9 protein-coding genes are annotated in these 12,932 nt (G+C 63.0%); 4 read left to right on the forward strand and 5 right to left on the reverse strand.

Annotated features, from left to right (window positions below; genetic code table 11):
• The first annotated feature begins 49 nt into the window (after nt 1–49).
• The 3 genes from adk to CYR32_RS03650 all read left to right on the forward strand — a co-directional run bounded on the left by adk (nt 50) and on the right by CYR32_RS03650 (nt 3,302).
• Nucleotides 50–694, forward strand: coding sequence for an adenylate kinase (gene adk / locus CYR32_RS03640; RefSeq protein ID WP_101822669.1), 645 nt, complete (start codon nt 50–52; stop codon nt 692–694).
• 200 nt (nt 695–894) lie between these two features.
• Complete coding sequence (gene hemH / locus CYR32_RS03645; RefSeq protein ID WP_101822671.1) at nt 895–1,857, forward strand: ferrochelatase; 963 nt, start codon at nt 895–897, stop codon at nt 1,855–1,857.
• A gap of 140 nt (nt 1,858–1,997) precedes the next feature.
• Entirely contained in the window at nt 1,998–3,302 is a 1,305-nt protein-coding gene (locus CYR32_RS03650; RefSeq protein ID WP_101822673.1) for an inosine/guanosine kinase, read from the forward strand.
• A gap of 73 nt (nt 3,303–3,375) precedes the next feature.
• On the opposite strand, the gene ybaL is transcribed toward CYR32_RS03650, so the two are convergent.
• The gene (ybaL, locus tag CYR32_RS03655; RefSeq protein ID WP_101822675.1) at nt 3,376–5,067 is read right to left on the reverse strand and encodes a YbaL family putative K(+) efflux transporter; all 1,692 of its coding nucleotides are present in this window, start codon (nt 5,065–5,067) and stop codon (nt 3,376–3,378) included.
• A gap of 213 nt (nt 5,068–5,280) precedes the next feature.
• Nucleotides 5,281–6,495 (reverse strand): MFS transporter, encoded by a 1,215-nt coding sequence (locus CYR32_RS03660; RefSeq protein ID WP_101822677.1) that lies wholly within the window; start codon nt 6,493–6,495, stop codon nt 5,281–5,283.
• Nucleotides 6,496–6,733: 238 nt separating this feature from the next.
• Here CYR32_RS03660 and ushA point away from each other — a divergent pair, with 238 nt between their 5' ends.
• On the forward strand, nt 6,734–8,386 hold the full coding sequence (gene ushA / locus CYR32_RS03665) for a bifunctional UDP-sugar hydrolase/5'-nucleotidase UshA (RefSeq protein ID WP_101822679.1): 1,653 nt from the start codon (nt 6,734–6,736) through the stop codon (nt 8,384–8,386).
• Between the two features lie 41 nt (nt 8,387–8,427).
• Here the strand turns inward: ushA and ybaK are convergent, their stop codons facing one another.
• The 3 genes from ybaK to copA form a co-directional block, all read right to left on the reverse strand.
• Entirely contained in the window at nt 8,428–8,910 is a 483-nt protein-coding gene (gene ybaK, locus CYR32_RS03670; RefSeq protein ID WP_101822681.1) for a Cys-tRNA(Pro)/Cys-tRNA(Cys) deacylase YbaK, read from the reverse strand.
• Between the two features lie 267 nt (nt 8,911–9,177).
• A complete protein-coding gene (locus CYR32_RS03675; protein WP_101822683.1) occupies nt 9,178–9,993 on the reverse strand; it encodes a TraB/GumN family protein in 816 nt (271 codons plus the stop codon).
• A gap of 112 nt (nt 9,994–10,105) precedes the next feature.
• The gene (gene copA / locus CYR32_RS03680) at nt 10,106–12,850 is read right to left on the reverse strand and encodes a copper-exporting P-type ATPase CopA (RefSeq protein ID WP_101822685.1); all 2,745 of its coding nucleotides are present in this window, start codon (nt 12,848–12,850) and stop codon (nt 10,106–10,108) included.
• Nucleotides 12,851–12,932 lie beyond the last annotated feature (82 nt).

The raw sequence follows: 12,932 nt of genomic DNA on the forward strand, positions 1-12,932 counted from the left end.
GAGCGTTTTCGCCATTTTATAAAAACTACATAGCAAGGGGATTTACGCAATGCGTATCATTCTGCTGGGCGCTCCGGGCGCTGGTAAAGGTACTCAGGCTCAATTCATCATGGAGAAGTACGGGATTCCGCAAATTTCCACGGGTGACATGTTGCGCGCCGCTGTCAAAGCGGGCTCAGAGCTGGGCAAAAAAGCCAAAGAGATTATGGACGCCGGCAAGCTGGTCACCGATGAGCTGGTGATCGCGCTGGTGAAGGAGCGCATTGCGCAGGAAGACTGCCGCAACGGTTTCCTGCTGGACGGCTTCCCACGCACCATTCCGCAGGCTGACGCCATGAAAGAGGCGGGCATCAAGGTGGATTGCGTACTGGAGTTTGACGTGCCGGACGAGCTGATCGTTGACCGCATCGTCGGCCGCCGCGTGCACCCGGGCTCCGGCCGCGTCTACCACGTCAAATTCAACCCGCCGCAGCAGGAAGACAAAGACGACGTGACCGGCGAAGCGCTGATCACCCGTAAAGACGATCAGGAAGAGACCGTGCGCAAGCGCCTGGTCGAGTACCATACCCTGACCGAGCCGCTGATCGCTTATTACCGTAACGAAGCGGACGCGGGCAACACCCAGTACCACAAAATCGACGGCACCCGCAGCGTGGCGGAAGTGCGTCAGGAGCTGGCTTCCCTGCTCGGGTAAGCGCGCTGCTGAATGTCAGGCCGGGCATCTGCCCGGCTTTTTTTTACCCTTATTCTCCCTGGCGGTATGCGTAGCCGCTGCCTGTTGCTGCTATCGGTGCCGGGACGTCCCATTTTGGTTACAATACTCAGCAAATTTTTAACCTGTTCCCCTGACGCTATCGCGGCATCACAGGGGCGGTTTTACAGAAGGAAAGGTTCATGGGGCAAGAAAAAGTAGGGGTTCTGATGGTGAACCTCGGTACGCCTGAGGCACCGACCCCGCAGGCGGTGAAACGTTATCTGGCCGAGTTCCTCGGTGACCGCCGGGTGGTGGACACCGCGCGCTGGCTCTGGTGGCCGATCCTTAACGGGGCGATCCTGCCGTTCCGTTCGCCGCGCGTGGCCAAACTCTACCAGTCCGTCTGGATGGAAGAGGGCTCGCCGCTGATGGTCTTCAGCCGCCGCCAGGAAAAAGCGCTGGCCGCCCGCCTGCCGGGGGTGCCGGTAGAGCTGGGCATGAGCTACGGCAAGCCGAGCCTGCCGGACGCCATTGAGAAACTGCTGGCGCAGGGCGTGACCCGGCTGGTGCTGCTGCCGCTCTACCCGCAGTACTCCTGCTCCACCAGCGCCGCGGTGTTTGACGCCGTGGCCCGTCACCTGACGCAATACCGCCGCCTGCCGTCGCTGCACTTTATCCGCGACTACGCGGAGCATCCGCAATATATCGCGGCGCTGAAACAGACGGTGGAGCGCTCCTTTGCCCTGCACGGCATGCCGGACCGGCTGCTGCTGTCGTTCCACGGCATCCCGCAGCGCTACGCCGACCAGGGCGACGACTACCGCATACGCTGTGAAGATACCGCCCGCGCGCTGTTTGCCGCGCTGGATCTGCCGCCGGGCGTCGGCATGATGACCTTCCAGTCCCGCTTTGGCCGGGAGCCGTGGCTGACCCCATACACCGACGAAACCATGAAAGGGTTGCCGTCGCAGGGCGTGAAGCATGTGCAGCTGATCTGCCCCGGCTTTGCCGCGGACTGCCTCGAAACCCTGGAAGAGATCAAAGAGCAGAACCGGGAAATCTTCATGGAGGCGGGCGGTGAGAAGTTCGAATACATCGACTGCCTGAATGATGAACCGGCCCATATTGACCTGCTCGAGCAACTGGTGAAAACCTACGCCTGATCCCGCGCCGTTTCCGGCCGCCGCCCGGTGGCCGGATGCCAACGCGGCGGTAGGCGGCGGCAAGATGTTACGCAGAAAGTTTTTCAGCGTGAAAGTTATGCTACTATCGCCCGCCTGTTTCCCAAGCTGTGCCAATCCCGATGAAATTCCCAGGCAAACGTAAATCCAAACACTATTTTCCCGTCAATGCGCGTGACCCGCTGCTGCAACCGGCGCAAACCGAAAGTGAAACTGCCCGTTCCTACGTGGTAGGCATCGATCAGACGCTGGTGGACATTGAAGCTAAAGTGGATGATGACTTTATCCAGCGTTATGGGCTGAGCGTCGGCCACTCGCTGGTGATTGAGGATGATGTCGCGGATGCGATGTATCAGGAGCTGATGAGCGGCAACCTGATTACCCACCAGTTTGCCGGCGGCACCATCGGCAATACCCTGCATAACTACTCGGTGCTGGCGGATGACCGCTCCGTGCTGCTGGGCGTGATGTGCAACAACGTGCAGATCGGTGGCTACGCCTACCGCTACCTCTGCAACACCTCCAGCCGTACCGACCTTAACTATTTGCAGGGCGTGGACGGCGCGATTGGCCGCTGCTTCACCCTGATCGGCGAGCATGGCGAGCGTACCTTTGCCATCAGCCCGGGCCAGATGAATCAGCTCCGCCCGGAGAGCATCCCGGAAGCGGTGATCGCCGGGGCCTCCGCGCTGGTGCTGACCGCCTACCTGGTGCGCTGCAAGCCGGGCGAGCCGATGCCGGACGCCACCATGCAGGCGATCGCCTACGCCAAAAAGCATGAAGTGCCGGTGGTGCTGACGCTCGGTACCAAGTATGTGATTGCCGACAACCCGGAAGGGTGGCGCGAGTTCCTGCGTGACCATGTCTCAATTCTGGCGATGAACGAAGAAGAGGCTGAAGCGCTGACGGGCCTGAGCGATCCGCTGCTCGCCTCCGACATGGCTCTGGAGTGGGTCGATCTGGTGCTCTGCACCGCCGGGCCGAACGGCCTCTACATGGCGGGCTACACCGAAGAGTCCAGCCGCCGCCAGACCCAGCACCCGCTGCTGCCGGGGGCGATTGCCGAATTCAACCTCTATGAGTTCAGCCGGGCGATGCGCCGCCAGCACTGCGAGACGCCGTTCCGCATCTACTCCCACATCGCGCCGTACATGGGCGGGCCGGAGAAGATCATGAACACCAACGGAGCGGGTGACGGCGCGCTCTCCGCCGTGCTGCATGACATTGCGGCCAACGGTTACCACCGCAACAACGTGCCGAACTCCAGCAAACATGCGCGCAGCTTCCTGACCTACTCCTCACTGGCGCAGGTGTGCAAATATGCCAACCGCGTCAGCTATCAGGTGCTGAACCAGCACTCGCCGCGCCTGACGCGTGGCCTGCCGGAGCGGGAAGACAGCCTGGAAGAGGCGTACTGGGAGCGGTAATCCGCAGCCGCTGACAGCAGAAGGGCACCCTGAAGGGTGCCCTTTTTTTACCCGGCGAAGCCCGCCGCGCAGGTCAGCGCAGGGGGGCAGCCAGCGGTTCGTCCTCTGCGGCGGCCGGGGTTTCCAGCATCGTCATCATGTTGTTGGCGATCTCCCGTTCCCCCATCACCACCTGGTTGGCCCCACGGTCAAGGATGTAGCTCACTTCGTCGTCATAGTGGGCGCGGGCGATGATGATCATGTCCGGGCGGCGCGCCCGGGCAGCCGCCACAATCTCCCCGGCCTCATAGCCGTTCGGGATGGTCAGCAGCAGCCAGCGGGCGCAGTCCAGCCGCGCCAGGTCGAGAATCTCCGGGTTGGCGGCGTTGCCGAGAATGGCGCTGATCCCCTGTTCGCGCAGCGCCTCCACCCGCGGGCGGGCATTCTCAATCACCACCATCGGCACCCCGGCGGCCTGCAACTTGCCGCCCAGCAGGCTGCCGACCCGGCCATAGCCCACCAGCAGCGCATGGTTGCACATCTCCAGCCGTAACTGGGACGCCTCTTCCGGCGGCGTCTCCCGGTTTTGCTCGTCCTGGGTTTCGGTGCGTGCCAGGAATTTCTCCAGCAGGCTGAACAGCAGCGGGTTAATCATGATGGAGAGGATCGCCCCGGCCAGCACCAGATTGCGCCCATGCTCCGACAGCAGCCCCAGCGAAATGCCCAGCCCGGCGAGGATAAAGGCAAACTCGCCGATCTGCGCCAGGCTCGCTGAGATCGTCAGGGCCGTGCGCGTAGAGTGGCCAAAAAGTTTCACCAGCAGGAACGCGGCCGCCGATTTGCCGAACAGGATGATCGCCACCGTCGCCAGCACCGTCAGCGGCTCATTCAGCAGGATCATCGGGTCAAACAGCATCCCTACCGACACAAAGAACAGCACCGCAAAGGCGTCGCGCAGCGGCAGGGTGTCATGGGCGGCGCGCTGGCTCAGCTCCGACTCATTCAGCACCATTCCGGCGAAGAACGCGCCCAGTGCAAAGGAGACGTCAAACAGCTTCACCGCGCCATAGGCGATGCCCAGCGCCAGCGCCAGCACCGCCAGGGTAAACAGCTCGCGTGACCCGGTGCTGGCGGTTTTCGCCAGGATCCACGGCACCAGGCGGCGGCCGACCACAATCATCAGGGTGATAAAGGCGATCACCTTGCCGAGGGTCACCGCCAGCTCAATCGCCAGCTCCTGAAAACTGGCGTGGTGGTTATCGATCATATTGCTGAACGCCGGCAGCAGCACCAGCGTCAGCACCATCGCCAGATCTTCAACAATCAGCCAGCCAATCGCGATCTGCCCGCGCTGGCTCTCAATCAGTTGCCGCTCCTCCAGCGCCCGCAGCAGCACCACGGTACTGGCGGTCGAGAGGCAGAGGCCGAACACCAGCCCGGCTTCCAGATCCCACCCCAACAGCTGGGACAGCCCGATGCCCAGCAGCGTCGCCACCGCGATTTGCGCCACCGCGCCGGGAATGGCGATTGACTTCACCGCCAGCAGATCTTTCAGCGAAAAGTGCAGCCCGACGCCAAACATCAGCAGAATGACGCCGATCTCCGCCAGCTCCGGGGCCAGCGAGGTATCCGCCACAAACCCGGGGGTAAAGGGGCCGGCCAGCACCCCGGCGGTCAGGTAGCCGACCAGCGGGGAGATGCGCAGGCGGTTAGCCAGCATCCCTAACAGAAAGGCCAGAACCAGGCCTCCCACAAGGGTGGTAATCAGCGGCGTAGAATGATGCATCCAGGCTCCTTCTTGTCTGCACTGGGGAAAAAGGGCACGTATCAGGGATAAGTATGGTCGATGAATTAATAAAATATATTCAGTAACAAAATAACACGTTTAGGCACAAGATGATCCCTGCCGCGAATTTATTACATAATTTTAAGAAAGGCATTGGTACAGAAGGGAAAAACGCGGCCGGGAACCGGGTTCCGGCCGCAGGTAAGCGGGGTTTTAGCGCGACTTAAGATCGGTATTCGGTAAAAACAGCGTCAGGATGCCGAGCAACGGCAGGAAGGCGCAGAGTTGGTAGACCAGCTCAATGCTGGTGTGATCCGCCACGTAGCCCAGCACCGCCGCGCCCAGGCCGCCCATGCCGAACGCCAGCCCAAAGAACAGCCCGGAAACCATTCCGACCTTGCCGGGGATCAGCTCCTGGGCATAGACCAGGATTGCCGAGAAGGCCGAGGCCAGAATCAGGCCGATAATCACCGTCAGGATGCCGGTCCATTGCAGGTTGGCGTAGGGCAGTACCAGCGTAAAGGGGGCCACGCCGAGGATTGAGGCCCAGATAACCCGCTTGCGGCCAATCCGGTCACCCACCGGCCCGCCGATAATGGTCCCGGCCGCCACGGCCAGCAGAAACGCGAACAGGTGGTACTGGGCATTCTGCACCGACAGCCCGAACTTATGCATCAGGTAGAAGGTGTAATAGCTGCTCAGGCTGGTGAGGTAGAAATACTTGGAGAACACCAGCACCATCAGGATCAGCATGGCAAAGGCCACGGTGCGCCCCGGCAGCCGCGTAGCGGCCGGAGCCGGGCGCGCCTTGCTGACGCGGTGCTGCTGCTGATACCAGCGGCTGATCTGCAACAGCACCACTATCGCCAGCAGCGCCGCCAGCGAGAACCAGGCCACATGCCCTTTGCCGTAAGGCGCGATCACCAGCGCGGCCAGCAACGGCCCCAGCGAGCTGCCGAAATTCCCGCCGACCTGAAACAGCGACTGCGCCAGCCCGTGCCGCCCGCCGGAGGCCATGCGCGCCACCCGCGAGGACTCCGGGTGGAACACCGAGGAACCGGTGCCCACCAGCGCGGCCGCCAGCAACACCATGCCGAAACTGTGCGCCGCCGCCATCAGCAGCAGCCCGCACAGGGTAAAGCCCATGCCGATCGGCAGGGACCACGGCTGCGGGTGCTTGTCGGTATAGAGGCCGATCACCGGCTGTAACAAGGAGGCGGTAAGCTGGTAGGTGAGGGTAATCAGCCCAATCTGGGTGAAGCTGAGGGCGAACTCATGTTGCAGCAGCGGGTAGATCGCCAGAATCAGCGACTGAATCATGTCATTCAGCAGGTGCGACACGCTGATCGCCGCGAGAATCGAAAATGCGGTGCGCTTGATAGCGTCGCCGGTGGGTGCCTTGCCTGTCACCCCGGTTTGCTCGGTCATGCTGGGTCATCCTTATTTTTGTTATTCCGGGCGGTGCAGGGGCCGCCCGGCTGATGGAAAAATCACCGTTATCTTAATCAGTGCCTTGCATGAATACTACATCGGACATATTTTGACGTGATTGGCAATCTCCGGACATCAGCAGTGCTACCCTCGCCCCGGTAAACGGCGAGGCAGAAAAGGGGCGTGCAACGTGCCCCTGAGACAGTTCCATTCACTTATCATCAGGGAGTTGTTCATGCGTTCATTGACTATTACGGCGGCCGCAGTCATGGCGGCGACGCTGGCGGGCCAGCCTGCCATCAGTTATGCCTGGGAAAAAGACAAAACCTACGACATCACCATCCTGCATACCAACGATCACCACGGCCACTTCTGGCAGAACCAGTACGGCGAATATGGGCTGTCGGCGCAGAAAACCCTGGTGGATGCGATCCGCAAAGAGGTGGCAGAGCAGGGCGGCAGCGTGCTGCTGCTCTCCGGCGGCGACATCAACACCGGGGTGCCGGAGTCTGACCTTCAGGACGCCGAGCCCGATTTCCGCGGCATGAAGATGATCGGCTATGACGCGATGGCCATCGGCAACCATGAGTTCGACAACCCGCTGAGCGTGCTGCGCCAGCAGCAGAAGTGGGCCGGGTTCCCGCTGCTCTCTGCCAACATCTACCAGAAAAGCACCAACACCCGGCTGTTCCAGCCCTATGCGATTTTCCAGCCGCAGGGGCTGAAGATTGCGGTGATCGGCCTGACCACCGATGACACCGCCAAAATCGGCAACCCGGAAAACTTCACCGATATCGTGTTCCACAAACCGGCTGACGAGGCCAAAGTGGTGGTGGAGGAGCTGCGCAAAACCGAAAAGCCGGACGTGATCATCGCCGCCACCCACATGGGCCATTACGACAACGGCAACCACGGCTCCAACGCGCCGGGTGATGTGGAGATGGCGCGCAGCCTGCCGCCCGGCTATCTCGACATGATTGTCGGCGGCCACTCGCAGGACCCGGTCTGCATGGCGGGCGAAAACAAAAAACAGGTCGATTATGTGCCCGGCACCCCCTGCGCGCCCGACCGGCAGAACGGCACCTGGATTGTGCAGGCGCATGAGTGGGGCAAATATGTCGGCCGGGCCGATTTCACCTTCCGCAACGGCGAATTTACCCTTAAGCATTATCAGCTGATCCCGGTCAACCTGAAGAAAAAGGTCGAGAAAGCGGACGGCAGCAGTGAGCGCGTCTACTACACCCAGGAGATCGCAGAGAACAGCGATATGCTCAAGCTGCTGACGCCGTTTGAAAACCAGGGCAAGGCACAGCTGGAGGTGAAAGTCGGCAGCGTCAACGGCCACCTCGAGGGCGACCGCAGCAAGGTGCGCTTTGTGCAGACCAACCTGGCGCACCTGCTGCTGGCAGCGCAGAAAGAGCGGGCCGGGGCGGACTTCGCGGTGATGAGCGGCGGCGGCGTCCGTGACTCGATTGAGGCCGGGGACATCACCTACAAAGATGTGCTGAAAGTACAGCCTTTCGGCAATACGCTGGTGTATGTCGATCTCAAAGGCAGCGAGGTCGAGCGCTATCTGGCGGCCGTCGCCAATATGAAAGTCGATTCCGGGGCCTATGCGCAGTTTTATGACGTCGGTCTGACGGCGGACGGCACCGGTGTGAGTGATGTCACCATCAACGGCCAGCCGTTACAGACGGACAAAACCTACCGCATGGCCACCCTCAGCTTTAACGCCACCGGCGGTGACGGCTACCCGAAAATCAGCGATCACCCCAGCTACGTCAACACCGGCTTTGTGGATGCGGAAGTGCTGAAACAGTACATCCAGACCCACTCACCGCTGGATGCCGCCGCCTACCAGCCGAAAGGCGACATTCTCTATAAATAAGCTGCCCGGCCTGCGCAGGCAGGCCGGTTTATCAGGGCGGGTCAGGAGGCGACCCGGGCGATGTCGGCGAACACGCCGTCCAAAAGCCGCTGGAGATCCTGCGGGGCCAGCTCGATGTCCAGCCCGCGTTTGCCGCCGGAGACATAGATGGTGGCAAACTGCTGCGCCGGGCTGTCGATCACCGTCGGCAGCCGCTTTTTCTGCCCCAGCGGGCTGATGCCGCCCAGCAGGTAGCCGGTGGTACGCTGCGCCAGCTCCGGGTCAGCCATTTCCGCTTTTTTCGCCCCCAGCGCTTTCGCCACTTTCTTTAAATCGAGCTGGCCGGCCACCGGCGTCACCGCCACCGCCAGCGCTTTGGCCTCGCCATTCAGCGCCACAAGCAGCGTTTTATAGACCTGCCGGGCATCCAGCCCCAGTTTGCGCACCGCTTCATCACCAAAATTCGTGTCGTTGCTGTCATGCTCATAGGGGTGAAGCGTAAATTTAACTTTTTGTTTCTCAAGAAATTTAATGGCTGGTGTCATGTTCGCCGCCTGAAGGGTTGCCGTGGCCGCACAGGATGCGCAGCCCGGTACAGGTTACAAAAAAGTGCCCGGCGTAATGGGTTGATTCGCTGCCGGAAATCGTTATTTCAGCTGCGGCCGCGCCGCAAAGCACCGGATGGCGGTTGCCAACCTGTTCATCAGGTTGGTACCCTAGCGCCGCCGGTACCGCCCTCAGGGCGGGCTGAAGCTCATAATCAATAAAATAGTCATTCCTCTTTGACGGCCAATAGCGATATTGGCCTTTTTTTATTGCGCGCCGCTGCCTGCTCTCAGCAAGTCCGGCAAATTCCCCTCGCCATAGAGGTGCAGCGCCCCCACCGCCACCACATAGCGGCCGGGCGGTAACACCGCCAATTGCTGCTGCCAGCGCTGGTTCCGCTGATGCATCAGCACGTCATAGAGATCGTTGCTGAAGGTCGAGGGCAGCGCTTTCTTCAGCGCTTTTGGGGAGTTATCCATCCACCAGCCCATCATGGTCTGCAATAGGCGGGCATTGGTGTGCCAGTGGGTCAGGGTGTCTTCCAGCAGCATCAGGCCATCCTGCGGCAGTTGCAGCAGCAGCTCAACCTGCTGCTGTGGCCCCTCCAGCTCAATGATCCGTTTCTGCTGCGTGTGCGCCGCGGCGATTAACTGGTAGTCGATGCCGTACTCAGGCCGCAGGCCCAGCTGCTGCGCCTGCCGCGCCTGCAGCATCAGCGCCACCTGCCAGGCGGGCAGCGGCTCCAGCTGCGCCTCATTGGCGGAGAGGGTGTCACACAGGGCGAGAAAGCGCTGGTACTGCGCAGGGGGCAAACGCTCCGCCAGCGGCGGTTGCGGCGGCGGCTCGCCAAACGGCGACTCATTGCCGCTGATGTCCGCCTCCACAATCAGCGCATCCGCCCCGGCCAGCCGCGCGAGCAGCGTCTCCGGCAGCGGGGCCATATCCATGGTGCCCATATGGATGCTGCCCACCAGATGCAGATGGCGGTCGCCCGGCAGACTGAGGTCAATGGCCGGGTAGGCGTAAGCCACCGGCGAAATCAGGCCAAGAAAGGTGGCGAGGCGGTGCAGCACGGTTCGCATACGACAAAACTCCCAATAAACAAGGGTTCCATGCTACCCGCTCGCGCCGCGCAGGTGTAGGGGGAATAGACTGAATTCACAGGCCGGCCGGGCAGAGCGCCCGGCCGGTGTCTTAGCGTGGGGTGTGCGTTTCCGGGGTAAAGCGCAGCAGCCGGTTGGCGTTGGCAACCACGGTGATGGAGGAGAGCGCCATCGCTGCCCCAGCGATCACCGGGCTGAGCAGCGAACCGGTGAACGGGTAGAGCACCCCGGCCGCCACCGGAATCCCGAGGCTGTTATAGATAAAGGCCCCAAGCAGGTTCTGCTTCATATTGCGCAGTGTGGCGCGCGACAACGCAATCGCGTCCGCGACGCCTTCCAGTGACGGGCGCATCAGGGTCATGGCGGCGGTCTCTATCGCCACGTCACTGCCGCCGCCCATCGCAATGCCGACCTCTGCCTGGGCCAGCGCCGGGGCGTCGTTGATGCCGTCCCCGATCATCGCCACCCGGTGCCCCGCCTGTTGCAGGCGTGAAATGGCCGCGGCTTTGCCGTCCGGCAGCACCCCGGCGATCACCTGATCGATCCCCGCTTCGTGCGCAATGGCGGCGGCGGTGTGCGGGTTATCCCCGGTCAGCATCACCAGTTGGTAGCCCTGCTGATGGAGGCGTTGCAGGGCGCGTTGGCTATCGGCGCGCAGCGGGTCACGCAGGGCAAACAGCGCCACCGCCCGGCCATCCACCGCCAGCAGCACCGGGGTGGCCCCCTGCGTTGTGTACTGTTGCAGCGCCGGCTCCAGCGCGGCGATGTCCACCTGGTGCTGCGCCATCAGCGCCGGGTTGCCGAGCAGCAGCGCCCGGCCTTCTACCGAGCCCTGCAACCCGAGGCCGCCCAGCGTGCGGAAACCGGTGGCTTCCGGCAGCGTTTGTTCCCCGGCGCGCGCCACGATGGCCTGCGCCAGCGGGTGGTGCGAACCCTGCTCCAGCGCTGCCGCCCAGCGCAGCGCCTGCGGCGCGTCCACGCCCGCCACCGTCTCAATCTCCGTGATCACCGGCTGCCCCTGCGTCAGGGTGCCGGTCTTGTCAAACACCAGCGTATCAAGGGTGCTGGCTTTCTGCAGGGCGTCCGCATCGCGGATCAGAACTCCCAGTTCCGCCGCACGGCCCACCCCGGCGATGATCGACATCGGCGTCGCCAGCCCCAGCGCACAGGGGCAGGCGATGATCAGCACCGTGGTGGCGACCACCAGCGTATAGATGCCCTGCGGCGCAGGGCCGAACAGGTACCAGATGAGTGCGCTGAACAGGGCGATCAGCACCACCACCGGCACAAACACCGCCGAGATCTTGTCTGCCAGTTGCCCAATGGCCGGTTTGCTGCTCTGCGCCTGCCGCACCAGCTGGATAATGCGCGCCAGCATGGTCTGGTTGCCGATGGCGTCCGCGCGGAACACCACACTGCCGTCGGTGACCTGCGTCCCGGCGTGCAGCCGGCTACCGGGGGCTTTGTGTTGCGCCACCGGTTCCCCGGTGAGCATCGCCTCATCCACCCAGGCTTCGCCGCGCAGGATCTCGCCGTCCACCGGCACCCGGTCGCCGGGGGTAAGCCGCAGCGCCATGCCGGGCTGCACCTCCGCCAACGGCAGCGTGCGCTCGCCCTGCTCATCCACCACGCGGGCGGTGGGTGGGGTCAGGTCCAGCAGCCGTTCCAGCGCCTGGGACGAGCGCTGGCGCGCGCGCTGCTCCAGCGCATGGCCGAGGTTAATCAGGCCGATGATCATCACGCTGGCTTCGTAATAGAGGTGGCGCGCCTGCGGCGGGAAGTGCTGCGGCCAGAGGTTGACGATAATCGAGTAGATCCAGGCCGCGCCGGTGCCCAGTGCGATCAGCGTATCCATGGTGGCGCTGCGGTGGGTCAGGCTCACCCAGGCGTTGCGGTAGAAGTGCCCACCGGCGACGACCATTACCAGCAGCGTCGCGAGGCCAACGCCCAGCCAGGCACCCTGGGTCTGGGCGGTCACCATCATGCTGCCGCCGAACAGCCCCCAGGCAATCAGCGGGATACCCAGCGCCAGGGCCAGCGCTGCCTGCCAGCTGAAACGCCGGAAGGCGGCGCGGCCGGTCTGTTGCTGGCGTTCGCGCCGTTCGGCCTCGTTTTCAATCATCTCCGCGCCGTACCCTGCCGCCGAGACCGCCGCGACCAGCGCCGCCGCGTCTGCCTCACCGGTGACCAGCGCGCTGCGATCGGCGAGGTTCACCCGCGCCTGATCCACGCCGGGCACCTGTTGCAGCGCCTTCTGCACCTTGCTGACGCAGCTGGCACAGCTCATGCCCTCAATCAGCAGCTGTTGGCTGTGACGTTCCCGGCCTTGCTGCGCCTCCGCGCGGGGAAGGGCCGGGGCCGGAACATCATTCTGAGCCGCCGCCGCAGGTTCCGGCAGAGGGTGGTCAGCATCGCGCAGCGGCTCAGTTTTTGGGTGACCAGCCTCCGCGGCCTGATAACCCGCTTCCGTCACGGCGGCGATCAGCACGGCCGGGTCAGCTTTGCCGAACACCCGCGCGCGTTCCAGCGTCACGTCAGCCATCTCCACGCCCGGCACTGCCGACAGCGCTTTCTGGACGGCGTTAATACAGTGGCCGCAGCTCAGGTCGCTGAGCGTCAGCTCGGTGTCGGGGTGGTCAGCCAGCGTGGCCTGGTAGCCCGCCTGTTCGATGCTCTGAATCAGTTGCTCCGCCGGGGCGGTGCCGCTGACGCGGGCATAATGCAGCCCGACGTCGGCCTTGGTGACCTCCGGCAGCGCATCCAGTGTGCCCTGCACCCGCTTCACGCAGTGCTGGCAGCTCAGCCCGTTCAGGGCGAGCAGGGTAGTGGTTGACATCATCTCCTCCTCTCACCGGCCGGGGGCCGGTATGATAAGTGTACGGGTATTCCGACGTGTGACAGAATAAACCTTCCAGTAA

Source organism: Chimaeribacter coloradensis, from assembly GCF_002858715.1.
Lineage (GTDB): Bacteria > Pseudomonadota > Gammaproteobacteria > Enterobacterales > Enterobacteriaceae > Chimaeribacter > Chimaeribacter coloradensis.